This is a genomic window from Myxococcus sp. RHSTA-1-4 (genome assembly GCF_020037125.1).
GTDB lineage: Bacteria > Myxococcota > Myxococcia > Myxococcales > Myxococcaceae > Myxococcus.
In genome coordinates this window covers 343,035-366,581 of the sequence record NZ_JAIQDG010000005.1, presented here as the reverse complement: position 1 = coordinate 366,581, position 23,547 = coordinate 343,035, and the positions used below count along the sequence as shown (strand labels likewise).

Annotated in this window: 23 protein-coding genes; 17 read left to right on the top strand and 6 right to left on the bottom strand. The window is 71.5% G+C overall.

Going from position 1 to position 23,547, the window contains the following annotated elements; all coding sequences use genetic code 11:
- Nucleotides 1-49: 49 nt before the first annotated feature.
- Nucleotides 50-1,348, bottom strand: a complete 1,299-nt coding sequence (locus tag K8638_RS10725) for a class I SAM-dependent rRNA methyltransferase (RefSeq protein ID WP_223754362.1) — start codon at nt 1,346-1,348, stop codon at nt 50-52.
- Nucleotides 1,349-1,377: 29 nt separating this feature from the next.
- Between K8638_RS10725 and K8638_RS10720 the strand changes: the two genes are divergently transcribed.
- Nucleotides 1,378-1,908, top strand: a complete 531-nt coding sequence (locus K8638_RS10720) for a hypothetical protein (protein WP_223754361.1) — start codon at nt 1,378-1,380, stop codon at nt 1,906-1,908.
- 52 nt (nt 1,909-1,960) lie between these two features.
- Nucleotides 1,961-2,533 (top strand): FxsA family protein, encoded by a 573-nt coding sequence (locus tag K8638_RS10715; RefSeq protein ID WP_223754360.1) that lies wholly within the window; start codon nt 1,961-1,963, stop codon nt 2,531-2,533.
- A gap of 41 nt (nt 2,534-2,574) precedes the next feature.
- Here the strand turns inward: K8638_RS10715 and K8638_RS10710 are convergent, their stop codons facing one another.
- The gene (locus tag K8638_RS10710; protein WP_223754359.1) at nt 2,575-3,678 is read right to left on the bottom strand and encodes an acyltransferase family protein; all 1,104 of its coding nucleotides are present in this window, start codon (nt 3,676-3,678) and stop codon (nt 2,575-2,577) included.
- Between the two features lie 118 nt (nt 3,679-3,796).
- Here K8638_RS10710 and K8638_RS10705 point away from each other — a divergent pair, with 118 nt between their 5' ends.
- The 13 genes from K8638_RS10705 to K8638_RS10645 all read left to right on the top strand — a co-directional run bounded on the left by K8638_RS10705 (nt 3,797) and on the right by K8638_RS10645 (nt 17,831).
- Entirely contained in the window at nt 3,797-4,333 is a 537-nt protein-coding gene (locus K8638_RS10705; RefSeq protein ID WP_223754358.1) for a YfiM family protein, read from the top strand.
- Nucleotides 4,334-4,428: 95 nt separating this feature from the next.
- A complete protein-coding gene (locus K8638_RS10700) occupies nt 4,429-5,556 on the top strand; it encodes a cytochrome-c peroxidase (protein WP_223754357.1) in 1,128 nt (375 codons plus the stop codon).
- Nucleotides 5,557-5,619: 63 nt separating this feature from the next.
- Nucleotides 5,620-6,018 (top strand): hypothetical protein, encoded by a 399-nt coding sequence (locus K8638_RS10695; protein ID WP_223754356.1) that lies wholly within the window; start codon nt 5,620-5,622, stop codon nt 6,016-6,018.
- 205 nt (nt 6,019-6,223) lie between these two features.
- Nucleotides 6,224-7,069 (top strand): cytochrome c family protein, encoded by an 846-nt coding sequence (locus K8638_RS10690; RefSeq protein WP_223754355.1) that lies wholly within the window; start codon nt 6,224-6,226, stop codon nt 7,067-7,069.
- 24 nt (nt 7,070-7,093) lie between these two features.
- Nucleotides 7,094-7,735, top strand: a complete 642-nt coding sequence (locus K8638_RS10685) for a respiratory nitrate reductase subunit gamma (protein WP_223754354.1) — start codon at nt 7,094-7,096, stop codon at nt 7,733-7,735.
- Between the two features lie 17 nt (nt 7,736-7,752).
- On the top strand, nt 7,753-8,394 hold the full coding sequence (locus tag K8638_RS10680; RefSeq protein WP_223754353.1) for a cytochrome c3 family protein: 642 nt from the start codon (nt 7,753-7,755) through the stop codon (nt 8,392-8,394).
- Nucleotides 8,395-8,406: 12 nt separating this feature from the next.
- On the top strand, nt 8,407-11,391 hold the full coding sequence (locus K8638_RS10675) for a TAT-variant-translocated molybdopterin oxidoreductase (protein WP_223754352.1): 2,985 nt from the start codon (nt 8,407-8,409) through the stop codon (nt 11,389-11,391).
- Complete coding sequence (nrfD, locus tag K8638_RS10670; protein WP_223754351.1) at nt 11,388-12,875, top strand: NrfD/PsrC family molybdoenzyme membrane anchor subunit; 1,488 nt, start codon at nt 11,388-11,390, stop codon at nt 12,873-12,875. Before K8638_RS10675 ends, nrfD begins: the two co-directional genes overlap by 4 nt.
- Nucleotides 12,872-13,393 carry a DUF3341 domain-containing protein gene (locus K8638_RS10665; RefSeq protein WP_223754350.1) on the top strand — a complete coding sequence of 174 codons (522 nt, stop codon included), beginning with the start codon at nt 12,872-12,874 and terminating at the stop codon, nt 13,391-13,393. Before nrfD ends, K8638_RS10665 begins: the two co-directional genes overlap by 4 nt.
- On the top strand, nt 13,390-13,959 hold the full coding sequence (locus tag K8638_RS10660) for a cytochrome c (RefSeq protein WP_223754349.1): 570 nt from the start codon (nt 13,390-13,392) through the stop codon (nt 13,957-13,959). The genes K8638_RS10665 and K8638_RS10660 overlap by 4 nt, the downstream gene beginning before the upstream one ends.
- Complete coding sequence (locus K8638_RS10655) at nt 13,956-15,155, top strand: hypothetical protein (protein ID WP_223754348.1); 1,200 nt, start codon at nt 13,956-13,958, stop codon at nt 15,153-15,155. Before K8638_RS10660 ends, K8638_RS10655 begins: the two co-directional genes overlap by 4 nt.
- Nucleotides 15,156-15,317: 162 nt before the next feature.
- Nucleotides 15,318-16,415 (top strand): oxidoreductase, encoded by a 1,098-nt coding sequence (locus K8638_RS10650; protein WP_223754347.1) that lies wholly within the window; start codon nt 15,318-15,320, stop codon nt 16,413-16,415.
- Between the two features lie 114 nt (nt 16,416-16,529).
- Nucleotides 16,530-17,831 (top strand): YecA family protein, encoded by a 1,302-nt coding sequence (locus K8638_RS10645; protein ID WP_223754346.1) that lies wholly within the window; start codon nt 16,530-16,532, stop codon nt 17,829-17,831.
- Nucleotides 17,832-18,294: 463 nt separating this feature from the next.
- On the opposite strand, the gene K8638_RS10640 is transcribed toward K8638_RS10645, so the two are convergent.
- Nucleotides 18,295-18,891: a TetR/AcrR family transcriptional regulator gene (locus tag K8638_RS10640; RefSeq protein WP_223754345.1), complete on the bottom strand. Its 597-nt coding sequence runs from the start codon at nt 18,889-18,891 to the stop codon at nt 18,295-18,297.
- A 188-nt stretch (nt 18,892-19,079) separates the two neighbouring features.
- Here K8638_RS10640 and K8638_RS10635 point away from each other — a divergent pair, with 188 nt between their 5' ends.
- Nucleotides 19,080-20,318, top strand: coding sequence for an acetyl-CoA C-acyltransferase (locus K8638_RS10635; protein WP_370643944.1), 1,239 nt, complete (start codon nt 19,080-19,082; stop codon nt 20,316-20,318).
- A 24-nt stretch (nt 20,319-20,342) separates the two neighbouring features.
- Nucleotides 20,343-20,951, top strand: coding sequence for a 2-hydroxychromene-2-carboxylate isomerase (locus tag K8638_RS10630; RefSeq protein ID WP_223754343.1), 609 nt, complete (start codon nt 20,343-20,345; stop codon nt 20,949-20,951).
- Between the two features lie 83 nt (nt 20,952-21,034).
- Here K8638_RS10630 and K8638_RS10625 read toward each other — a convergent pair whose 3' ends face one another.
- The 3 genes from K8638_RS10625 to K8638_RS10615 all read right to left on the bottom strand — a co-directional run bounded on the left by K8638_RS10625 (nt 21,035) and on the right by K8638_RS10615 (nt 23,515).
- Nucleotides 21,035-21,946, bottom strand: coding sequence for an alpha/beta fold hydrolase (locus tag K8638_RS10625; protein ID WP_223754342.1), 912 nt, complete (start codon nt 21,944-21,946; stop codon nt 21,035-21,037).
- Nucleotides 21,933-22,562 (bottom strand): TetR/AcrR family transcriptional regulator, encoded by a 630-nt coding sequence (locus tag K8638_RS10620; RefSeq protein WP_223754341.1) that lies wholly within the window; start codon nt 22,560-22,562, stop codon nt 21,933-21,935. The genes K8638_RS10625 and K8638_RS10620 overlap by 14 nt, the downstream gene beginning before the upstream one ends.
- Nucleotides 22,563-22,795: 233 nt before the next feature.
- Nucleotides 22,796-23,515 carry a sulfite exporter TauE/SafE family protein gene (locus K8638_RS10615; RefSeq protein ID WP_223754340.1) on the bottom strand — a complete coding sequence of 240 codons (720 nt, stop codon included), beginning with the start codon at nt 23,513-23,515 and terminating at the stop codon, nt 22,796-22,798.
- Between the last annotated feature and the right edge of the window lie 32 nt (nt 23,516-23,547).

Sequence of the window (23,547 nt, the reverse complement as noted above, 5' to 3'; positions counted from 1 at the left end):
TCTCGCACGTCTCCCGGGCCGGGGTCGACGTGGTGGGTCGGGCGTTACCTCAGAGCACGCGGAGCACGAAGCACTTGAGGTAGCGCGTCTCGCGGAGGTTCAGCAGCACGGGGTGGTCCCTCCCCGCGCCCCGCCTCTCGATGATTTGCACGCGACGGCGCGCGTCCGCGGCGGCCGAGGCCAGCATGTCCTCGAAGGCCTGCTCGTCCACGTGGTACGTGCAGCTCGCGCTGATGAGGATGCCGCCGGGCCGCAGGAGCTGCATGGCGCGCAGGTTGATTTCCTTGTACCCGCGCACCGCGGCGGCGATGGCGTCCTTGTTCTTCGCGAAGGACGGAGGGTCCAGGACGATGGTGTCGAAGCGCCGGCCCTCGTCCACCGCGTCGCGCAGGAAGTCGAAGGCGTTGGCCACCACCACGTCCAGGTTGCCGAGCTTGTTGGCGGCGGCGTTCTGCCGGAGCTGGGCCGCGGCGGACTCGGAGATTTCAATCGCGGTGACGCTCTTCGCCTGGGTGGCGAGCTGCAGCGCGAAGCCACCCACGTACGAGAAGCAGTCCAGCGCCTCGCCGTGGGCGTAGTGCGCCGCCATGACGTGGTTCTCCCGCTGGTCCAGGAAGGCGCCCGTCTTCTGGCCCTCCAGCAGGTCCGCGCTCATGCGCACCAGGCCCTCGTGGAACGTCACCGGGCCGGACAGCTCGCCGCGCAGGAGTCCCTTCTCCGGCGTGAGCCCCTCCAGGTTGCGCACGCCCACGTCCGAGCGGTTGACGATGCCGCGCGGGCGGAACTGCTCCTGCAGCAGGTCCACGAGGAGCGCCTTGCGCTGCTCCGTGGCGGGCACGAGGAACTGCGCGCTGAGGTAGTCGCCGTAGCGGTCCACCACGAGGCCCGGAATCCCGTCCGCCTCGCCGTGGACGACGCGGTACGTGGACTCGCCCGGCAGCGCGCGGCGGCGCAATTCGTCCGCGGCCTGGAGGCGCTGGCGGAAGAAGTCCGCGTCCACCGGCACGTCGTCGTAGGTGAGCCAGCGCAGCGAGATTTTCGAGTGCTTCGAATAGAAGGCCTTGCCGATGAACCAGCCCCGGTGGTCCGTCACGCGCACCACCTCGCCACCGGCGAGGGCGGGGTCGCCGTTGAGGTCCGCGCGGTAGATCCACGGGTGGCCGGCCTGCCAGCGCTCCACGCCCCGGCGGAGGAGCTGGACATTGGGCAGGCCGTCGGCCGCCACGTCGGGCGTGGTGCGGTCCGGCGCGGGCTTCTCGGGACGGGCGTGGGGGCGGCCCCGGCCCGGGGGCGGCGAGGAGGGCCTGGCACCGCGGCGGGGATTCGGGGGCTTGGGAGAGGTGGGCATGGCGTGGGGCGCGTATACTCGCAACCCGCGTGAGATACGAGTTGCTCCTCCAGACGATGACTCCGGGCACCCCGTACGAGGTGGCGCGGGTGGATGCCCTCCTGGCCGAGCGGCGGGTGTCCGCCCGGCCGGACGGCGTGCGCGTGTGGCACCTGCGGGGCGGCGACGTGGAGGTGGGCGTGCTGCGCGAGGGCGGCAACGTGGTGGCCACCGAGCTGCGCGTGCCCCTGTCGGACCGGCCGGACCTGATGCGCGAGGTGGTGGGCGAGGCGGCGGCGCTGGCCACGGCGGCCGGAGCCAGGCTGGTGGACCCGCAACTCGGCCAGGCCCTGTCCGCCAACGACGACGGCGTGGTGGTGGAGCAGTACATGCGCACCGCGCGCTATGCGGGAGAGGTGACGGGCCTGGCCGAGGCCCTGGGCGCGAGCAGCTACTCGACGATGGACACCGGCTCACGGGGCTTCCAGCCGTCGGGGCGCTTCTTCCTCATCGCCATCGGCGTCTTCATCGTCCTGTACCTCGTGGTGGACTCGCTGCTGGCCCGGCTCAACGGGGAGTGAGCCCGGGGCCGGTTCCCCGGCGCGGGCGTGCCCGGTGCGTTAGGTTGGGGGCGTGTTCAAGTACCTTCTGCTCGCCTTCACGGTGGTTCCGTTCATCGAGCTGTACCTGCTGCTGGCCATCGGCCGGCAGGTGGGGCTGTGGCCCACCCTCGCCATGGTGCTGGTGACGGGCGTGGTGGGGGCCTCGCTCGCCCGGCGGGAGGGCGGGCGTGTGCTGCGGAGCTGGCGTGAGTCCATGGCCCGGGGGCAGGTGCCCGAGGAAGGCATCCTCAGCGGCGCGCTGGTGCTGGTGGGCGGCGCGCTGCTCGTCGCGCCCGGTGTGTTCACGGACGTGGTGGGACTGCTGCTCCTGATTCCACCCACGCGGCGCTTCGTGGCCACGCGGCTGCGGCGCGCGCTGGAGCGGCGGGTGCGCGACGGCTCCGTGCGTGTCACCACCTTCGGCTCCGGTGGGTTCGGCGGGTTCTACACGTCGCGGGGTGGGGGGCCGTTCCCGGGCGGGCCGTTCGCCGGTGGTTCCAGCGGGACGTTCGACGAGGGGCCCGGTGCGCCTTCGCGCTCGCGGCGGGGGGATGCGCGGACCGAGGAGGACGCGGAGTTCAGCGAGGAGCCGCCGCGGCACTGAGCCGGGCGGCGTTCAAGGACCGGTGAGTCCGCGTTCCCGGCTCAGACGCGAGGGCTCACGCGGGTGCTGCTGATGCTGGCGTCCAGCGTGGTGGAGCCCGCGCGCCAGGGCCGAATCTGCTCGCGGACCCAGCGTCCGATGCGGGCCACCAGCGCGCAGACCAGGAGCAGCGCCAGGCTCACGCCCAGCGCGGCGGGCAGCCCCAGCGTGGGCCCCACGCGCCCGGCCAGGCCCGCGATGTCCGCCCAGCCGTACACCACCGGCAGGTGCAGCACGTAGATCCACAGCGACAGCCGTCCGAATGGAGCCAGCAGCCCGCTGAGCCGCTGGGGCGCCAGGTTCACCGCGCCCAGCACCATCAGCCCCTGGCCCACCCGGTACGCCACCATCCACGGGCTGGTGGGACTCCAGTCCGACGGCAGCCAGTGCGTGAGCCCGAGCAGCCCGGCCCCGAGCGCCAGCAGCGCCAGCCCCTGCGGCCAGCCCGGGCGCAGCACGTTGAAGATGTGCGCCGCGAAGGCGCCCGCGAAGAAGAAGCCCGCCCAGGGGAAGAAGGGGAAGCGGCTGCCCTCCGCGCTGCCGATGAACTGCTGCACCGGCCCCGGAAGCCCCGCGCCCAGGCGCCACATGGCCGCGCTCGCCAGGGGCACGCCCACCGCCAGGGCGAGCAGCACCACCCCGCGGCCCCAGCGGGCCGGCGCCAGCGCCAGCAGCGTGGAGCCGAACAGCAGCGCGAAGCCGATGCACTGGAGCGCGTCGAAGGAGAGGACGTGCGTCAGCATCCGCTCCGTCCACCCCATGTCCCGCACCGCCGCCCAGCCCGGCCAGTGCAACAGGTAGCCGAGAAACAGCAACAGCAACGCCCGCCGTATCCGGCGGCCATAGATGTCCCGCGCCGCCGAGGGTTTCGTGCCCAGCGCCGCCACCACCGCCCAGCCGCTCACCAGCAGGAAGAGTGGCGCGGTGATGCCACGGAAGGTCCAGTAGTGCTGCACCCACGGCAGCGCGCGCGCCGCGGGCGTCAGCAGGGCGTCCAGCGTGTGCCCCATCACCATCGCGACAACGGCCAGGCCTCGCGCTCCATCCAGCCCGGGATGGCGGCGAGGCTGCTTCTCGAAGGTGAACTGGGGCCCGAGTCGGTTCACGCGACCCGGAGCATAGGATGATGTGCGGGCCACGTCTCGAAAACGCACAAAACGAGTGGCGGCCCTTCACTCCGGGGCGGGGCTCCCGGACGGGTCGTGTGGTGCTACATGCCTGGACATGCGCCCGCTCCCTCTCCACGTCATGGCCGTCCTGTTCGTTCTCCCCGCGGGGGGGCCCGCCAGGGCGGCGTCCGGGGACGAATGGTTGGGGGAGGACAAGGCGAAGCACTTCGCGGCGTGCTTCACCCTGGCGGGAGCCGGTTATGGCGGGGGCGCGCTCCTCTTCGAGGAGCCCGGGGCGCGGTGGCTCACCGGCGCGGGGCTGGCCATGGGCGCGGGGCTGGGCAAGGAGCTGTATGACTCCCGGCGGGGAGGGACGGGCTTCTCTTTCAAGGACCTGGCCTGGGATGCGGTGGGGACGGCCACGGGGCTTGGGGTGGCGTACCTGGTGGACCGGCTCGTCTTCGGGCGGAACGAGCCCGCGGTGGATGCGCTTCCGCTTCGGCCCGTGACGCCACGGCGGGTCCATGCCCCCGCCTCGCGCCCCACCTCGTCGATGCCCCGGGCGCCTCGTGCGCCGCTCGATGCCCCACTGCGCGCCCGCCAGACGGGGAGGGTGGCGCTCCCAGGTCTGGGTGTGCTGATGGATGCCTGAAGCCAGCGTGAGACATGTCACCCGTGAGAGGAACGCATCCTGCATTGTTGCTGTTAGCGTCCAACCCCGTCCCACGGTCTCCGCGAGGGCCCCTCATGCACCGAACTCGACTCCTCCCGTTCCTCACGCTGTCCGCCCTGGGCGCCGGTGCTCTCTCCGCGTGTCTGGATGGGAAGTCGGAGTCAGCGCCGGCACGGGCCGCCGCTCCCGCCGTCGCGGCCCCGGTGGAGGCGAAGCCTCCCGCGCCCAAGCCGCTGACACCCGAGCAGCTCACGCACTTCTTCCGTCCGGCCCCTCCGGCGAAGGACGCAAAGCCTGCGCCCCAGGACACGGACGCCCAGGTGGCGCTCGGGCGGATGCTCTATTTCGAGCCGCGTCTCTCGAAGAATCACGATGTTTCATGCAACACCTGCCACGGCCTGACGACGTATGGCGTGGACAACAAGCCGCTGTCGGACGGACACAAGGGGCAGAAGGGCTCGCGCAACTCGCCCACCGTCTACAACGCCGCCGGCCACATCGCGCAGTTCTGGGACGGGCGCGCGGACACGCTGGAGGCGCAGGCCGAGGGCCCCATCCTCAATCCGGTGGAGATGGCCATGCCGGACGCGAAGCGCGTGGTGGCCACGCTCTCCTCAATTCCGGAATACACCGCTCGTTTCCGCGAGGCCTTCCCCGGTGACAAGGCGCCGGTGACGCTGGCCAACGCCGCGCGAGCCATCGCCGCCTACGAGCGCAAGCTCACCACGCCCTCCCGCTTCGACAGGTACGTGGCGGGCAAGCATGACGCACTCACCGAGCAGGAGCAGCGGGGCCTCCAGCTCTTCGTCTCCACCGGCTGCACCACCTGCCACAACGGCCCGGCGGTGGGAGGGACCTCCTTCCAGAAGCTCGGCCTCGTGGAGGACTACCCGGGCCTCAAGGACGCCGGCCGCTTCGACGTGACGAAGAACGAGGACGACCGGGGCAAGTTCCGCGTGCCCACGCTGCTCAACGTGGAGAAGACGGGCCCGTACCTCCACGACGGCAGCGTGAGTGATTTGCCCACCATGGTGCGGCTGATGGCGAAGCACCAGCTCGCGCGCACGCTGACGGACGCCGAGGTGGACGACCTGGTCGCCTTCCTCAAGAGCCTCACCGGCGAGCTGCCGTCCCAGGAGCTCATCTCCGCGCCGCCGCTGCCGCCCAGCACGAAGAAGACGCCCAAGCCCGATCCGTCCTGAAGCGTTCCATGAAACGCGCGTGAAACGTGCGTGACGCCCCGGGCGTTGCTAAGCAGCGGGGCCATGGACCGAATGTTCTTCTACGCCCACTCCGGGCTGCGTTACCTGGTGCTGCTCGCGGGAATCCTGGCGTTCGCCTACTGCGTCTTCGGGCTCGCCACGAACCGCCCGTTCGACAAGGGCGGGCGCATCCTTGGCGCCTCGTTCGCCGGACTGCTGCACCTGCAGGTGCTGCTGGGCATCCTCGTGCTGGTGACGCGCATCTACTACCCGGCGCTCATCGGGCACATCGTGATGATGGTGTTCGCGGCCGTCGTCGCCCAGCTGGCGATGTCCCTCAACCGCCGCCGCCCCCAGCCGGGCTTCACGCTGCCAGTGGTGGGCGTGGGCGTGGCGCTCATCCTCATCATCGGCGGCATCATGGCCATCGGCCGCGGCGTGTTCACCACCACCGCCATGTGATGTCGCTGTAGCCGCGCGGAACGGTGTGCCGGGAAAATGCTGCGCTCGCGCGGCCCGCGCGGCGCAAATGCTGCGCTCCTCCGGCCTCGGATCCCGCGCGCCCGCCTGGGTGTTCGCTTCCAGGCAATCTGGCCCCTGCATTGCAGTCGTGCCGCGGTGTGCCGGGCAATGAGCCCGGCCTCCCCGCGAGGAGGGGCACGCAGCGATGCGGACACAAGCCCAGGGTGGACGACCGCGCCCGGCGCGCAGGTTCGTCCCCGTCATTCAGCTCCTGGCCATGCTGGCGGCACCCGCCGCGCTGGCGCAGGGCGCACAGCAGGGCGCGCAGCTCTTCACGCAGCGTTGCGCGAGCTGTCACACAGCGGGCGAGGGCGACCGTGTGGGCCCGGACTTGCGCGGCGTGCTGGACCGCCGCGATGAGGCGTGGGTCACCCGCTTCATCCAGAGCCCGGGTGCGCTCATCGACTCGGGCGACCCGGTGGCCAGTGAGCTGCTGAAGAAGTTCAACGGCATCCGGATGCCGGACCAGTCGCTCAACGACACGGAGCGCGCGAACCTCTTCGCCTTCTTCCGTGAGTGCACGGCGAAGGGCGGCAGCGCCTGCAAGCCGTCCGCGGCCGCGAAGATGGGGACGGACGCCACGCCGGAGGAGGTGGCCCTCGGCCGCCGGCTCTTCGAGGGCGGCGAGCCGCTGGCCAACGGCGGCCCCGCCTGCATCGGCTGCCACGACGTGCGCGGCATCGGCGTGGCCGGTGGCGGCACGCTGGGGCCGAACCTCACCTTCACCTTCGCGAAGCAGGGCGAGCGCGGCATCCGGCCCCTGCTGGCGAAGCTGGACACGCCGCTGATGCGCGAGCTGTACGCGAAGGCGCCGCTCACCGAGGAGGAGCAGTACGCCGTGAAGGCGTACCTGGCGGACGCCTCCCGTGATGGCAGCAAGCCGCGCAAGGACAAGGACTTCTTCTTCCTCGGCGTCGTCGGGCTGCTCGCCGCGCTGGGGTTCATCGGAATCGTCTGGGGACCGCGCGGGAAGGACCCGCACCACCCCTGACGGCGTGCTCGAGCGAGGCCTCCCGTGAGCGACTCCTTCTTCTTCTCCTTCATTCCCTACGCGGCGGCCGGCGTGGCCGTGGCGGGCGGGGTGCGCCGGATGGTGACGCGCCCCTCGGCCCCGGCCCGTGGCTCCCGTGAGCCCTGGACGCCCGCGGGCCGTGCCGTGCTGGCCGGCGGCGTCACCGTGGCCCTCGTCCACCTGCTGGGGCTGGCCGCGCCCCGGGCGATGCAGTCCTTCAACGCGTCTCCGGCGCGCCTCTTCACCCTGGAGGCGGTGAGCCTCATTGGCGGCATGCTGCTGGGCTGGGGCCTGCTGAGCCTCACCCTGCGCCGTGCCCGCGAGGGGCAGTGGGTGGCGGCCGGCTTCCTCGGCATGCTGCTGGCCCAGGTGCTCACCGGCCTGCACATCGCCGTGGCGCTGCGCTGGGGCTCCGCCTGGTACCTCCACGTGTCGGTGCCGTACCTGCGCTCGCTGATGGTCTTCCAGCCGGATGCGGCGCTGATGGCCCAGACGCCAATGGTCTACCAGCTCCACACGCTGGCCGGGTTCGCGCTGCTGGCGCTGGCGCCCTTCGTCCCCGCCCGGCGCGGGGCCGCCGTGGCGCTGAAGCCCGCCAACGACACTCCGATGCTCGCCACGCCCCGGGAGGAGACCGCCCGCTGAAGCGGGGGCCCACCGCCATGAACGACGCCTCGATTCATACCCCGCGCCTCACCCGCGCCGCCGGCTGGGCGGGCGCGCTCGCCGCCCTGGCCCTGTCGGGCTGCAGCGGCCCGGTGAACAACCAGCAGGGCTACATGCCCGAGCAGCCCGTGGCCTTCTCCCACGCGGTCCACGCAGGCCAGTACGAGCTGGACTGCCAGTACTGCCACGTGGGCGCCGAGAAGAGCCGCCACGCAGGCGTGCCCCCCTCCAGCGTGTGCATGAACTGCCACACGCAGGTGAAGAAGGACTCGCCCGAAATCCAGAAGGTGGCCGCCTCGGTGGCGGAGAACAAGCCCCTGGAGTGGGTGCGCATCCACCGCCTGCCGGACCACGCGTACTTCAACCACGCCAGCCACGTCACCTCGGGCCTGCAGTGCCAGACGTGCCACGGCCCGGTGCAGGAGATGGTGCGCCTGGAGCAGGTGGAGCCGATGACGATGGGCTGGTGCCTGGACTGCCACCGCAAGACGGCGGCCGAGCAGGTCTCCGCGCCCCCGCCCTCCGCGCCTCGCTCGGGTGAGCTGCTCGCCATGTCCAGCGGGACGCCGCCGCCCGCGCCGCTGAAGGAACCCCGCATCCTGCAGCCCCCCACGGACTGCTCCAGCTGCCACCGCTGAGGTACCCCCGCAATGTCCGACACCCTTCCCAAGTACTGGCAGAGCCTGGCGGAGCGCGCGGGTGACCCCGGCGTCCTCGAGCAGGCCCGCAACGAGTTCGCCGAGGAACTGCCGGTGGGCACGGCCTTCGCGCCCCCGGACGCGAGCAGCCGCCGCGACTTCTTCAAGATGATGGGCTTGAGCGCCACGGCGGCCCTGGTGGCCTGCAACCGCGCCCCGGTGCAGAAGGTCATCCCCTACGTGGCCCGGCCGGACGAAGTCACCCCGGGCCTGGCGCTCTGGTACGCGTCCACCTGCGGCGGCTGCAGCGCCCAGTGCGGCCTGCTGCTGAAGACGCGCGACGGCCGCCCCATCAAGGTGGAGGGCAACGACGAGCACCCGGTGTCCCGCGGCGGTGTGTGCGCGGTGGGCCAGGCGTCCGTCCTCTCCCTCTATGACGCCAGCCGCGCTCGCTTCCCGGCCCTGTCCTGCAAGCGCACCACCTGGGCTGAGCTGGACGCCGGCGTGACGGAGGGGCTGCGCAAGGCCACGGAGGCGGGCAAGGCCATCCGCGTGGTGCTGCCCTGGGTGATGGGCCCCACCGCCGAGGCCGCGGTGCGGCGCTTCCTCACCGCGTACCCCACGGCGCGCACGGTGCGCTACGAGCCGCTGGGCGAGCTGGCCGCCATCGGCGACGCCTACCGCGTCACGCACGGCGTGCGCATGGTGCCGGACTACCGCTTCGACAAGGCGAAGGTCATCGCCAGCTTCGGCGCGGACTTCCTGGGCACGTGGATTTCGCCGGTGGCCTTCACGCGCCAGTACACGGAGGCGCGCGACGCGGCCGGCAAGCGGGAGATGGCGCGGCACTTCCAGGTGGAGCCGGTGCTGACGCTCACTGGCGCCGCCGCGGACCGCCGCTTCCAGGTGGCTCCGTCCGACCTGACGCCCGCGCTGGGCGCCCTGGTGCGCAAGCTGGCGGTGAAGGCGGGCCGCACGGTGCCCGCCCTGGCCCAGCTGCCCGCGCCGGCGCTGGAGGAGTCCTCGCTCGACGAGATGGTGGATGCGCTGTGGGCGCAGCGGAGCCACGCGCTGGTGGTGTGCGGTGGAGACGACGTGGCCTCGCAGGTGCTGGCCAGCACGGCCAACGCGCTGCTGGGCAGCGAGGGCACCACGGTGTCCCTGGCGGACGGCATGGCGCTGGACGCGGACGCGCTGTCCTACGGCGAGCTGCTGTCGGAGGTGCGCGCCGGCGGCGTGGGCGCGGTGCTCTTCCTCGGCGTCAACCCCGCCTACTCGGACCCGCGCGGCGGGGAGCTGGAGACGCTGCTCAAGGCCGTGCCCCTCTCCGTGGCCACCAATGACCGGCTCGACGAGACGGCCACCCTGGCGCGCTACCACGCGCCGGACTCCACCGCCCTGGAGTCCTGGGGCGACGCGGAGCCCCGGCGCGGCGTGCTGTCCCTGCGCCAGCCCGCGGTGGCCCCGCTGCATGAGACACGCTCCGTGGTGGAGTCGCTGCTCACGTGGGCGGGGGCTTCCCAGCCGCACTATGACTTCCTCCGCGCCCGCTGGGAGGCGGAGGTCTTCTCCAGGGCCGGCGCGGCGGGGCAGGACTTCGGCGCCTTCTGGGACGACGCCGTGCGCCGGGGCGTGGTGACGCTGCCCGCGGCGGCGGTGGAGGCTCCGGCCTTCCGCGAGGACGGGCTGGCGAAGGCGCTGGCCGGCGTGGCCCGTCCGTCCGTGGAGTGGGAGCTGGTGCTGTACCCCACGGTGTCGGTGCGCGACGGCGCGCCCGCCAACAACGGTTGGCTGCAGGAGGTGCCGGACCCCATCACCAAGGCGACGTGGGGCAACCAGGCCCTCATCGCCCCGGCCCGAGCCAAGGCGCTGAAGCTCAACGACGGCGACGTGGTGCGGGTGGGGGTGGGTGGCAAGACGGTGTCGCTGCCGGTGCTCGTCCAGGCGGGCACGCACCCGTCCGTCATCGCCGTGGCGGTGGGTTATGGCCGCACGAAGGCGGGCCGCGTCGCGGACGGCATCGGCGCCAACGCCTACCCGCTGGCGGCGGTGGTGGAGGGACGCGCGCGGCGCGTGGTGCCGGGCGTGGCGGTGGAGCCCACCGGCGAGAAGCAGCCGCTGGCGCTCACCCAGACGTACCACCGGCTGGAGGGCCGCCCGCACGTGCGCGAGGCGGAGCTGGCCGCCTTCCTCACCAACCCGCGCGCGGGCAACGAGGAGGAGGGCGGGCACGGCGGCGGCAACGGCTCGCACCCGCTCTCCATCTGGTCCGGCCATGAGTACAACGGCCACCGCTGGGCGCTGGCGGTGGACCTGAGCGCCTGCACGGGGTGCTCGGCCTGCGTGGTGTCCTGCCAGGCGGAGAACAACATCCCCAGCGTGGGCCGCGACGAGGTGCTGCGCGGCCGCGAGATGCACTGGATGCGCGTGGACCGGTACTACCAGGGCGACGAGGCCAACCCGCAGGTGGTGCACCAGCCGATGATGTGCCAGCACTGCGAGAACGCCCCGTGCGAGACGGTGTGCCCGGTGCTCGCCACGGTGCACTCCACCGAGGGCCTCAACCAGCAGGTCTACAACCGCTGCGTGGGCACCCGGTACTGCGCCAACAACTGCCCCACCAAGGTCCGCCGGTTCAACTGGTTCGACTACAAGCACGACGACCCGATGGAGCGCATGGTGCTCAACCCGGACGTCGTCGTGCGCAGCCGCGGCGTCATGGAGAAGTGCTCCATGTGCGTGCAGCGCGTCCAGGAGGCCAAGGCCCAGGCGAAGCGCGAGGGCCGTCCGCTGAAGGACGGCGACGCGCAGACCGCCTGCCAGCAGAGCTGCCCCGCGAAGGCCATCCACTTCGGGGACATCAATGACCCCGCCAGCGCCGTGGCGAAGCTGTCGAAGGATGGCCGGGCCTACCGGTTGCTGGAGGAGCTGAACATCGGGTCGTCCATCACCTACCTCACGAAGATCCGGAACACCGGGTCGGGAAGCGGAACATGAGCAACCAGCACCTGTCCCCGCTGCGCGTGCCGCTCGTCAGCGAGGCGCGCACCCTGGGCCAGCTCACCGAGGAGATCTGCGCCCCCATGGAGCGCCCCCCCACCTGGAAGTGGTGGGCGGCGTTCGCCATCGCGGTGTCCATCCTGGGCACCGGCGCCGGCATCGTCGCCTACCAGGTGGGCACGGGCATCGGCGTGTGGGGCCTGAACAAGACGGTCGGCTGGGCCTTCGACATCACCAACTTCGTGTTCTGGGTGGGCATCGGCCACGCGGGCACGCTCATCTCCGCCATCCTCTTCCTCTTCCGGCAGAAGTGGCGCACGAGCATCAACCGCGCGGCGGAGGCGATGACGCTCTTCGCCGTCATGTGCGCGGCGCTCTTCCCCGTCATCCACATGGGCCGCCCCTGGCTGGCCTTCTGGGTGCTGCCGTACCCGAACACGCGCGGCAGCCTGTGGGTGAACTTCCGCTCGCCGCTCTTGTGGGACGTGTTCGCCATCTCCACGTACTTCACCGTCTCCGCGGTGTTCTGGTACGTGGGCCTCATCCCCGACCTGGCCACCGTGCGTGACAGGGCGAAGGCGGGCATCCGCAAGGCCGTCTTCAAGGTGCTGTCGCTGGGGTGGACGGGCTCTCACCGGACGTGGAGCCGCTACGAGACGGTGTACCTGCTGCTCGCCGGCCTGGCGACGCCGCTGGTGCTCAGCGTGCACACCATCGTCTCCATGGACTTCGCCACGTCCGTCATCCCCGGCTGGCACACCACCATCTTCCCGCCGTACTTCGTGGCCGGCGCGGTCTTCAGCGGCTTCGCCATGGTGCTGACGCTGATGATCATCACCCGCGTGGTGCTGGGCTACGAGCACCTCATCACCATCCGCCACCTGGAGAACATGACGAAGGTCATCATCGTCACCGGTGGCATCGTGTCGCTGGCGTACGGGACGGAGGTCTTCATCGCCTGGTACTCGGGCAACGAGTACGAGCGCTACGCCTTCCTGAACCGCGCGTTCGGTCCGTACGCCTGGGCCTACTGGACGATGGTGACGTGCAACGTGGTGTCGCCGCACCTCTTCTGGTTCAAGAAGATTCGCACGTCGCCCGCGGCCATCTTCGTGCTGTCCCTGGTCATCAACGTGGGCATGTGGTTCGAGCGCTTCGTCATCATCGTGACGAGCCTGCACCGCGACTTCCTGCCCAGCAGCTGGTCCATGTACACGCCCACGGCGGTGGAGGTGGGCACGTTCATCGGCACCTTCGGCCTCTTCTTCACGCTGTTCCTGCTCTTCGTGCGCGTGCTGCCCATCATCTCCATCGGCGAGGTGAAGAGCGTGCTGGGCTTCGCCCGCGAGCCCGGCGAGGTTCCGGCCGACTCCGGTACCCGTAAGCCCGCGCACTCCGCTCCCGAGCCGCTTCCCGCGGCCCAGGGCAGCATGGCCGCGCCCGCGCTGGCCATGGCCACCCGAAAGGATGTCCCCGTATGAGCGCCTCCGTCCTCATCGGCTACTTCGACAGCGAGGAGAAGGTCCTCGACGCCACCCGCGCCGTCCGCGAGGCCGGCTACGCGCTGCACGACGTGTACACGCCCTACGCGGTGCACGGCATGGACGACGCCATGGGCCTGAGGCCCAGCCGCCTCACCTGGGTGTGCTTCGGCGCGGGCCTGACGGGCGCGGCGGCGGCCCTGTCGCTGCAGTACTACACCAGCGTGGTGAGCTGGCCGCTCAACGTGGGCGGCAAGCCGTTCAACTCGTTCCCCGCGTTCATCCCCGTCTCCTTCGAGCTGACGGTGCTGTTCGCGGCCCTGACCACCGTGGCGGCCTTCCTGATTCGCGCGAAGCTGTTTCCGGGCAACAAGCGCGTGGCCCTGCCCCGGGTGACGGATGACCGGTTCGCCATCGCGGTGGAGCCGCGTGAGGCGCCCGCGGACATGGCCGCCGCGGAGGACGTGCTGCGCCGGCATGGCGCGGTGGAGATGGCCCGGGTGGAGGTGGCGTCGTGAGAAAGGCACTCCCTGGTCTGGCGGCGCTGGTGCTGGCCGCCGCGGGCTGCGAGCAGGACGAGACGCGGCCCAACTACGAGTACGCGCCGGACATGGTGTCCTCCGTGCCGTACGACAGCTTCGCGCCCAACCCCAACACGCCGGACGGCAAGACGCTGCTGGGGCCGGCGAAGGGCACGGTGCCCCGGGGTTTCAAGCCGCTGCACCTGGCCTCCGGCCCGGACGAGGCGGCGCGCGCGGGGCGCGAGTTCAAGAACCCGTACCCCGCCTCGCCCGAGGTGCTGGCGCGGGGGCAGACGGCCTTCCAGCGCTATTGCACCCCGTGCCATGGCACCGGCGGGCTGGGTGACGGCCTGGTGACGGCGCGCTTCCCCATGCCGCCGTCGCTGCTCGCCGAGCGCGCGAAGGGGCTGCCCGACGGGCAGATCTTCCACATCATCACCCACGGGCAGGGGCTGATGCCGGCCCACGGCTCGCAGGTGGCTCCGGAGGACCGGTGGAAGATCGTCCACTACATCCGGACGTTGCAGAACCCCGCGCAGACGGCGCGGAAGGACGTGCCATGAGCTCCCACGTGCATGAGGTTCCTCCGGCGGGTTCCAGCGGAGGCTTCGAGGTCAGCCCGGCCGTGCGCCGCGCGGCGATGGTGGCCGCGGTGGTGGGCCTGGGCACGCTGGGCGTGGGCCTGGCCCTGTACCCGGCCCGCGCGCTGTCCAGCCTGCTCACCAGCGGCTTCCTCTTCCTGTGCCTGGGCCTGGGCGGCGCCGTCTTCCTGGCGCTGATGTACGTGGCCAACGCGGGCTGGTTCACCGTCTTCAAGCGCATCCCGGAGGCGTTCGCCTCCTACGTGCCCTGGGGCGCGGTGCCGCTGCTGGTGCTGGTGCCCTTCGCGTCCAAGCTGTACCTGTGGGCGCGGCCGGGCATCATGGAGACCGACCACCTGCTGCACAAGAAGGCGGCCTTCCTCAACGTGCCGTTCTTCGCCATCCGCATGGTGCTGATGCTGGCGCTGTGGGCGGGTTTCACCTGGGTGCTGCGGCGCAACTCGCTGAAGCAGGACACGGAGCGGACCGAGGCGCTGACGAAGCGCAACGTGGCCACGTCCGCCGTCTTCCTGGTGCTCTTCGGCCTGACGTTCTGCCTGGCGGCGTTCGACTGGCTGATGAGCCTGGAGCCGCACTGGTTCAGCACCATCTACGCGCTCTACAACTTCGCGGGCCTGCTCAGCTCGAGCGTGTGCGCGATTACGGTGGCCGCCATCCTGCTGCACCGGGCGGGCGCGCTGCCCCAGCTCAACACCAGCCACCTGCATGACCTGGGCAAGCTGATGTTCGGCTTCGCCACGCTGTGGGCCTACCTCTGGTTCTCGCAGTTCCTGCTCATCTGGTACGCGAACATCCCGGAGGAGACGGCCTACTTCATCCCGCGCATGCACGGCGGGTGGGCGGTGCCCTTCTATCTGAACCTCGTCCTGAACTGGGCCCTGCCCTTCGTCCTGCTGCTGCCCCGGCCGGCGAAGCGCAACCCGGCGCACCTGCTGCGCGTGGCCGCCGTCCTCCTGGCCGGCCGCTGGCTGGACCTGCACCTGATGGTGGCTCCGTCGAACATGCCGGACGGCGCCGGCCTGGGCATGTACGAGCTGGCCGGCATCGTGGGCGTGGGCGGGCTGTTCACGCTGGCGGTGACGCGCGCGGTGCGCTCGGCGCCCATGATTCCGGCGGGCGACCCGTACCTCGTGGAGAGCCTGCACCACCACACCTGATGAGCTGTTCGCGGGGGCCGCGGACCACCTGGCGCCTGCCCACTTCCCGGGTTCCAGTACCGCGCGGTCCCAGCGGCGACGCCGCCCGTTCTCCTCGGCGGGCGGCGTCGCTTTTTTATTGGGGGATGCCTGCTCACGGCGGTGTGCTCCAATCTCCCGCCGATGAAGCATTCCACCTCAGGACGCACCCCGGTCCGTGTCGCGCTGCTGGGCTTCGGCTTCGCGGGCAGGACCTTCCATGCTCCGCTGATTCAGGCCGTCGGGGGAATGGAGGTGCGCGTCGTCGCGTCCAGCCAGCCCGAGGCGGTGCGGGCCCTGCTGCCGGGAGCGGCGGTGGTGGCGTCCGCGGTGGAGGCGGCCACGCACCCGGACGTGGACCTGGTGGTCATCGCCACGCCCAACGCGAGCCATGCGCCGCTGGCCGAGGCCGCGCTCCGGGCGGGCAGACACGTCGTCGTCGACAAGCCCTTCACCGTCACGCTGGCGGAGGCTCGCGCGCTGCGTGCGCTCGCCCAGGAGCAGGGGCGCGTGTTGTCCGTGTTCCACAACCGGCGGTGGGACAGTGACTTCCTTGCGCTTCAGAGGGTGATTTCCGAGGGACTGCTGGGACACGTCACCCATCTGGAGTCGCGGTTCGACCGCTTCCGACCGGAGGTCCGTCAGCGCTGGCGTGAGCAGGCGCTCCCGGGCGCGGGCATCTGGCAGGACCTGGGACCGCACCTGGTCGACCAGGCGTTGCAGTTGTTCGGCCTGCCGGACAAGGTCACCGCGATGCTGGCCCGGCACCGCGACGGGGCGCAGGTGGATGACTGGTGCCAGGTGACCCTCGTGTACCCGCGCCGGCATGTTGTCCTCCAGGCGTCCATGCTGGTGTCGGGCGGGATGCCCCGGTTCGCGGCCCATGGGACGAAGGGCTCCTGGCTCAAGTACGGGATGGACTCGCAGGAGGAGCAGCTGCGCGCGGGGAAGCGCCCTGGCGCCGCGGGCTGGGGAGAGGACCCTTCTCCCGGGATGCTGCTGACCGGGGGCTCCGGGAATGGGACGCCGACCGTGGCGCCTCCGGGGGACTACCGCCGGTACTACAGCGCGCTGCGGGATGCGCTGGAGGGCGGGGAGGCCAATCCCGTGACGCCCTCGCAGGCGCTGGCGGTGGTCTCGGTGATGGAGGCGGCGGTCCGCGCCGCGGAGAGCGGATGTGCGCAGACGCCGGACCTCACGGCGGACGAGCGCACCGGCTTCACCGCGGACTTCGTCCGTTGAGCGGGATTTCAGGCAGGGGACAGTCGGTGCACGCTTCCCGCGTGATTCGGGAGCCCACCTGCTACTACGGTGCGCGCGGATTCCCCTGTCACGTACCCGTCTCGTGAGGAACGCTTGAGTTCGAAGAAGCCCGGCCGCAATGACCCGTGCCCCTGTGGCAGCGGCAAGAAGTACAAGGTCTGCCACGCCGCCGAGGACCGGGCGAAGGCCGCGCCGCCCCCCGCACCTGCCCATCCGCTGGCCGAGGACCTCAAGAAGGCCATGGAAGTGCTCGGAGACCCGGACACGTCCCGGATGTCCGGGTGTCTCGTCCGGCTGGGCGCGCTGCTGGCGGAGTGGGGCCCCGCGCCGGGCCTGCGCTTCGATGCGCAGGCGTTCGCCGACCACGTGGGCCCCGAACTGGCGAGGCTGGCCGACAAGGAAGGGCAGGATGCCGTCAGTGCCCGCCGCGAGTTGCTGGTGGGGACGGTGCGCAAGCTGGGGACGCCCGCCTTCCTGGAGGAGCTCGGGGCGGTGTTGCTGGCCCGTGCCTCCGAGCCGGGGCGCTCCGCCGCGGACCGGCAGGCCCTGTGCGTGGGCGTGCTGTTCGCGTCCGCGTCGAAGCGGCTCGGCCGCGCGCGTCCGGAGGACATCCCCGTGCTGGACGTGGTGTTCGACGTGCAGTTCCGCGAGTGGAGCGCGAAGCACGCCGAGCTGGTGAAGAAGTACGAGGCGCTCGCGGGCGGGTTCGCCGAGGAGACGCTCCCGCCCGAGGCTCGCGAGGCTCTCCAGCAGGCGCGCGGGGGCGACGTGGACGCGTTGCTGCGCTACGTGCAGTCGGACCCCGGGCTGGCCGAGCGCATCGCCCGCGAGGCCCGGGAGCGCGCTGCTCGCGTGGAGGCCCGGCTGCGCGAGTCCTCCGCTCCGCCCGTTTTCGCTCCCGAGGAGGAGCTGTGGCTCACCTGTGTCCTCTGGGAGCCCATGCAGGCGCTGAAGTCCCTGCCGCGCGATGCGGCGGCGGAGACGCGGCGGGACGCGGTGACCACGCTGATGCGCGCGGTGAAGGGGGCGCTCGATGAGGACTTCCTCTCGGGGCTGCTGGGGCGTCTGCGCGAGAAGGCGAAGGACACCTCCGCCGACGAGGCCACCCGGGCAGCGGCCATGGATACGGCCATCGCCTTCGAGGCCGAGCCCGCGCGCATGACGCTCGCCGCGCTGCTCACGTCGCGGCAGGAAGCCGTGGGGCGCTCGCCCGAGGAGATGGTCATGCTGGCCGACCTCAAGGCGCTCACCACCTGGACGCCGGAGAGCTTCGAGCCCTACCGGACGCTGCTGGCCGGCATGGGCCTGCCCGCCGCCGCCGAGCGCATCCGTCGCTGCCAGGCGTGGCTGCGCGAACATCCCGTGACGCTGCGGCCTGATTCAGGACACGGATGAGTGCTGCCGCGGAGCCACCTCGGCCATGCAGTCGCGGGGGCGGAACGATACCTCGGTTCTGTTCGACGTCCCCGGAGTGTGAGGGGATGCGAAGCCCCAGGTCCTGTCTCCCAGGCCACGACTTCCTGTCGTGACGGCCCTCCGGCCGGCCCTGTTCGGAATGGCGCCTCCATTCCGCAAGGACTGTCAGACCCGTCGCCGCGCATGGGCCTTGCCTCCGTGCCAGGTCAGCTCTCTCCTCGGGGTGCCCTTGTCCGGAATGGACGCTCCATTCCGCGTGGCCCGTCAGTCCCTCGCCGCGCATGGGGCCTGCCTCCGAGCCCTGTCAGCCCCGGGGGCCGCCCTGCCGGAATGGACGCTCCATTCCGCGTGGCGGCCTGAAGCGCTCGGCAGTACTACCGTCAGGTCCACCGTCCGTCAGCTGTGATGGGCTCGGCAGGCCCACCGTCAGCTCCGACGCGCGTCAGGTGCCAGGCTCGGAGGTCTCCGCCATCAGCACCGCGGCGCGCCGGGCCGCGGTGAGCAACTCGTCGGAGAGGGGCGTGCCCTGCGTCGCCTTCGACAGGGTCATCGTCCCGATGCACAGCGCGTACGCCGCCAGCGCGCGCTCCCGGGCGCTCGCCTTGCCGTCTCCCGAGAGATTCGCCGCGATGGCGTCCACTGTCAGGCTCAGCTCCCGTGCCAGCGTCTCCTTCACGGGTGGCTCCCCACGCACCACGTCGGACAGGACCGCGGGCAGCGGGCAGGCAGGGACCTCCGCGTCACGGTGGGCCCGGGACAGGTAGCGCCGCACGAGGTGGCTCATCCACTCCGCGCCCCGCAGGTCCTCCAGCCCCTGGAACCACTCGACGCGCCGCTTCCCCATGATGCGCTCGAGTGACTCGACGAGCAGCGCCTGCTTCGAGCCGAAGTGCGCGTAGAACCCGCCCACCGTCAGCCCCGCGGCGCGCATCACGTTCTCCACGCTCGTTCCCGAGAACCCCTGGCGCCGGAACAGCGCTCCGGCCGCCTCCAGGATGCGCTCGTGTGTGGCCTGCTTCTGCTCCGGGGGATGTCCCATCCACGGTCTCCTCGTTGTTCCGTATTATATGCATCATCCGGAACGTGTGTGCAGCTCTGGACGGTGCTCCTTTCGAGCGACTCTGTCCGTGTCCTCGGCGAGCCACTTCGGCTTGCGACCAGATTATGGGAATAATATGGATGGGGCGCGATGACGGGGCGAGGGGCCTCGCCGCAGGTGGGAGGGGTTTGTCCATGGATGCCTTCATTCTGGATGCCGTCCGTACTCCGCGTGCCCGGGCGAAGCCCGGGAAGGGCGCTCTCAGCGGGCTGCACCCGCAGGAGTTGCTGGCCCAGACGCTGCAACAGCTTCCGCGGCGCACGGGTGTCGAGGTCTCGGACATCGAGGACGTGGTGATTGGTTGCGTGTCCCAGGTGGACGCCCAGGGCGCCAACATCGCGCGCCAGGCGCTGCTGGCCGCGGGCTGGCCCATCACCGTGCCGGGCTTCAGCCTCAACCGCTTCTGTGGCTCGGGCCTGCAGTCGCTGTCGCTGGCCGCGATGGGCGTGGCGTCCGGGGCGCAGCACCTCGTCGTGGCCGGTGGCGTGGAGCAGATGAGCCGGCTGGGTCTGAACGCGGACGGTGGGGGCGTGGACGGGGGGAACACCTGGCTGCGCCGCCGCTTCGTCCAGGTGCCCCAGGGCATCTCCGCCGACCTCATCGCCACCCTGGAGGGCTTCTCCCGCGAGGAGCTGGACGCCTTCGGCCTTCGCTCGCAGCAGCTCGCGGTCCAGGCCCAGGCGGAAGGGCGGTTCTCGCGCAGCCTCTTCGCGGTGAAGCACCCGGACACCGGCGAGGTGCTGCTCTCCGCGGACGACTCGCCGCGCCGGGACACGACGCGCGAGAAGCTGGCGGCGCTCGCCCCGTCCTTCACGCAGCTCGGCACGGAGCCTCTGGGGCCTGGAGGCGAGACGCTCGACGCGGTGGCGTTGCGCGCGTACCCAAGGGCCGGCGCGGTGCGCCACCTCCACACGGCGGGGACGTCCAGCGGCATCGCGGATGGGGCGGCGGCGGTGCTCGTGGCCTCACGGGACTACGTGCGGACGCACGGGCTGAAGCCCCGGGCCCGGGTGCGGGCCGTCACCGCCGTGGGCAGCGACCCGGTGCTGATGCTGACCGGCCCGGCTCCCGCCGCGGCGAAGGTCCTCAAGGCCGCGGGCATGGCGGCGCGTGACGTGGACCTGTGGGAAATCAACGAGGCCTTCGCGGCCGTCGTCCTTCAGACGGTGCGCGCGCTGGAGGTGGACCTGGAGCGCGTCAACGTCAACGGGGGCGGCATCGCCCTGGGGCATCCGCTGGGCGCCACCGGGAGCATGCTCGTGGGCACGGCGCTGGATGAGCTGGAGCGGCGCGGCGGCTCGGTGGCCCTGGTGGCGCTGTGCACGAGCGGCGGCCAGGCGGTGGCGGCCGTGCTGGAGCGTGTGTAGACCTCCACCTCAGGAGGGTTCGTCATGGCCGCGCCGCTGGAGTTCTGGTTCGATTTCGCGAGCACCTATTCCCACGTGGGGGCGTTGAGAATCGAGGAGGAGTGCCGTGCCGCCGGAGTGCCGCTCGTGTGGAAGCCGTTCCTGCTGGGACCGCTCTTCACGGCGCAGCTGGGCATCAAGGACTCGCCCTTCAACGTGAATCCCGTGCGCGGGAAGTACATGTGGCGCGACCTGGAGCGGCTGTGCGCGAAGCACGGCCTGCCGTGGCGGCGGCCGACCGTGTTTCCCCGGAACAGCATCCTCGCGGCCCGCGTGGCGTGCGCGGGCGAGGGTCAGCCCTGGCTGGGGGACTTCATCCGTGGGGTCTTCCGCGCCAACTTCGCGGAGGACCGCGACATCTCGGACCCGTCGATGCTCTCGAAGTTGCTGAAGGGGCTCGGGGTGGACCCGGAGCCGGTGCTCGCCCAGGCAGTCACCGCGGAGAACAAGGCCCGCCTGCGCGCGAACACCGAGCAGGCCGAGGCGCTGGGCATCTTCGGCGCCCCCAACTGCGTCGTCCGTGGTGAGCTGTTCTTCGGGCAGGACCGCATCGGCGACGCCATCGCCTGGGCCCTGGCGGACGAGCGCGCGTAGGCAGCGCCAGGCGGAGGATTGTCTGATTCAGCTCCGCCATGTCTGGTTCCCCCGGAGCCATCCGGCACCGGCGTCGCGCGGGGCTATCCCGGGCCGTCCAGTCTCAGCGCGGTCTGTTCGAGCCAGTCCGCCGCCTCGTCCCAGGCGGCTCGTGGCATCGAGGAGCGGAACCATCCGAAGTGGCCGATGCGCTCGAGGCCGAGCTGTGCGGGAGTCAGCCGCAGGTGCTCGCGTGGCGCGCGGGGGTAGTACTCGAGCAGGGCCCGGACGGAGCGCTCGGGCGCGTACTCGTCGTCGGTGAAGCTGTAGAGCCGCAGCGGCGCGCGGAGGTGCTCGTTGTAGGGCCTCAGCGGGCCGCCCGATTCATCCGACACGTAGTGGGGGTTCCGGCACCAGCGGGCCCACTGGCTCGCGATGCCCGGGGGCAGGTTCCCCATGCCGACGAGCTTCCCCGGGAAGTAGCCCACTGTCGCCAGCGACACTGGCGTCAGCACGTACCAGACGAACGCGAGCTGCAGGGCCGGCAGCCGCGACCAGTTCCTCCACCAGCCGTGCGGCGAGGCAATGAGCAGCACCGCGCGGAAGCGCGACGCGTTGTCCGCCAGCCCCAGCATCTGTCCGCCCGCCGAGTGCCCCACCACCGCGAGCCGGTGCGAGGGCTGCCGCGCCGCCAACCAGTCCTGAACGCCGGGCGCGTCCAGCTCGCCCCAGTCCTGGAAGCGCGCCTTCCGGAGCGCCGCGGGCTCCATGCGTGTGTCCCCCATGCCCCGGTAGTCGTACGTCACCACCGTGAAGCCCCGGCCCGCGAGGTAGCGCGAGAAGGCGTCGTAGTACCTGCGAGGCACGGACGTCCCCGGGTTCACCTGGACGGCGACGCCGTTGCTCCGGCTCCCCTCGTACAGCGTCGCCGCCAGGGGCAGGCCGTCACGCGCGGGGATGGAGACGTTCTCGGCCCGCACCGGGGCAGGGGAGGGTGGGGTGTCAGCGAGCATCATGGCGTCCTCCGGCAGGGGGCTCCGGGCGCAGGCTCCGCCACGCGGCGTCGGCCAGCACCTTCTCGATGCCGGCCTTGAGCTCGCCCTTGCCGCTGGCCCAGTAGCGGAGCAGCTCCTGCGCCGGGCCGAGCAGCAGCGGCAGGTACGCGGACGAGGGCAGCTTGAGGAGCTGGCCCTCCTTCACGAAGGCCTTGAGCCGCTCGTACATCTCGCGCACGAAGTCTCCCGTGGCCTCCTGGATTTCCGGCTCGGCGGCGGCCACTGACTCATCGCGACGCATCTGGATGAGGAAGCGCGCGGCCTGCGGATTCGTGCGGCACCAGACGATGTGGTGGATGACCACCTCGCGCACGAAGCCCTCCGCGTCCAGCTCCCGCTCCAGGCGGGCCCGCAGCGCCTCCTGATGCTGGCGCAGGCAGTCGATGTACAGCGCGACCGCGATGCCCTCCTTCGCTCCGAAGTGGTGGTACACGCTGCCGACGCTGGCGCCACTGCCCTTGCGGATGTCCTCGATGGTCGTGGCCGTCCAGCCCAGCCGGGTGAAGCACTCCAGCGCCGCGTCCAGGATGGCGCGCCGGCTCCGCTCCCCCACCGTGCTCCGTCGTTCCTTCTCCATGTCTAGAATCTGGTTCTAGAATGAAGTTCTAGTCAAGGCCGAAGGGCCTGTCAGAGGGGGCGCCTCGGGAGAAGGACGGCCTGAGGGAGCGAGCAGCCTCGCTGATGCCACCCTCACCGATAAGCTCACTGCCGGCCGCGACACGCCCCTGTCTCCAGTGCCGCCGCTCGGCCGTCCGCCGGGTGTTGCTCGAAGCGCTTCGAGGTGTTTCGTGAAACCGCCGCGTGCGGCGCTCAGTGACAGCTCGGCTGTCCGCCCGACGAGCCGACGGCGCGGTAGATGAGGATGGCCGCCGCGGCCAGCGGCACCGCTCGTTGGAGCAGGAAGGACACGGCGCGAGGCCGGTGCTTCCACAGCCCCACCTGGAGCTGCGCGCCCAGCAGCGCGGGCAGCCCGCCCAGGGCGAAGGCCCCGAGCACCAGCGCGCCTCCCGCGAAGGAGCCGCTCGCCAGCGCCGCGGCGAAGACGCCGTAGAGCAGGCCGCAGGGCAGCAGCGGCGTTACCGCACCCATTGCGCCCGCGCGGCCGGTCCACGAAAACTTTGCGCCCCACCTGGAGATGGCGCGCGCCACCTGTGAGAGGCCCGGCAGCGGGCGCAGCCGCTTGCCCAACTCCAGCGCCGAGGCCACCAGCGCCGCCGCCATCAGCCAGGGCAGATAGGGCCGGGTGGACACCGCCAGCGCCTGGGTGACGCCTCCTCCGATCGCCCCCAGCGCTCCTCCCACGAGGGCATACGACGCGACTCGCGCGCCCTGGTAGGCGAGCACCGCGCGGCGCCGCTCGGGGCCCGGCACCGCCGGCAGGCCCGCGCACGCGAGCGGCCCGCACATGAGGAGGCAGTGCACGCTGCCGGTGAGTCCCACCGTCAGCGCACCGAGTGCACCCGCCGCCACCGCGGGTGAGGGTGGGAGCGCGGCCAGCAACGGGGAAATCGCGATCGTCTCGAGGGCCATGTCCCCCTGCTTCGCAACAGGCATGCCGTTCG

Excerpts from the sequence above, each read along its gene's own strand:
- K8638_RS10725 (WP_223754362.1), bottom strand. The coding sequence starts at position 1,348 with ATGCCCACCTCTCCCAAGCCCCCGAATCCCCGCCGCGGTGCCAGGCCC.
- K8638_RS10705 (WP_223754358.1), top strand. The coding sequence starts at position 3,797 with ATGCGCCCGCTCCCTCTCCACGTCATGGCCGTCCTGTTCGTTCTCCCC.
- K8638_RS10700 (WP_223754357.1), top strand. The coding sequence starts at position 4,429 with ATGCACCGAACTCGACTCCTCCCGTTCCTCACGCTGTCCGCCCTGGGC.
- K8638_RS10695 (WP_223754356.1), top strand. The coding sequence starts at position 5,620 with ATGGACCGAATGTTCTTCTACGCCCACTCCGGGCTGCGTTACCTGGTG.
- K8638_RS10690 (WP_223754355.1), top strand. The coding sequence starts at position 6,224 with ATGCGGACACAAGCCCAGGGTGGACGACCGCGCCCGGCGCGCAGGTTC.
- K8638_RS10680 (WP_223754353.1), top strand. The coding sequence starts at position 7,753 with ATGAACGACGCCTCGATTCATACCCCGCGCCTCACCCGCGCCGCCGGC.
- K8638_RS10675 (WP_223754352.1), top strand. The coding sequence starts at position 8,407 with ATGTCCGACACCCTTCCCAAGTACTGGCAGAGCCTGGCGGAGCGCGCG.
- nrfD (WP_223754351.1), top strand. The coding sequence starts at position 11,388 with ATGAGCAACCAGCACCTGTCCCCGCTGCGCGTGCCGCTCGTCAGCGAG.
- K8638_RS10665 (WP_223754350.1), top strand. The coding sequence starts at position 12,872 with ATGAGCGCCTCCGTCCTCATCGGCTACTTCGACAGCGAGGAGAAGGTC.
- K8638_RS10655 (WP_223754348.1), top strand. The coding sequence starts at position 13,956 with ATGAGCTCCCACGTGCATGAGGTTCCTCCGGCGGGTTCCAGCGGAGGC.
- K8638_RS10650 (WP_223754347.1), top strand. The coding sequence starts at position 15,318 with ATGAAGCATTCCACCTCAGGACGCACCCCGGTCCGTGTCGCGCTGCTG.
- K8638_RS10640 (WP_223754345.1), bottom strand. The coding sequence starts at position 18,891 with ATGGGACATCCCCCGGAGCAGAAGCAGGCCACACACGAGCGCATCCTG.
- K8638_RS10630 (WP_223754343.1), top strand. The coding sequence starts at position 20,343 with ATGGCCGCGCCGCTGGAGTTCTGGTTCGATTTCGCGAGCACCTATTCC.
- K8638_RS10625 (WP_223754342.1), bottom strand. The coding sequence starts at position 21,946 with ATGATGCTCGCTGACACCCCACCCTCCCCTGCCCCGGTGCGGGCCGAG.
- K8638_RS10620 (WP_223754341.1), bottom strand. The coding sequence starts at position 22,562 with ATGGAGAAGGAACGACGGAGCACGGTGGGGGAGCGGAGCCGGCGCGCC.
- K8638_RS10615 (WP_223754340.1), bottom strand. The coding sequence starts at position 23,515 with ATGGCCCTCGAGACGATCGCGATTTCCCCGTTGCTGGCCGCGCTCCCA.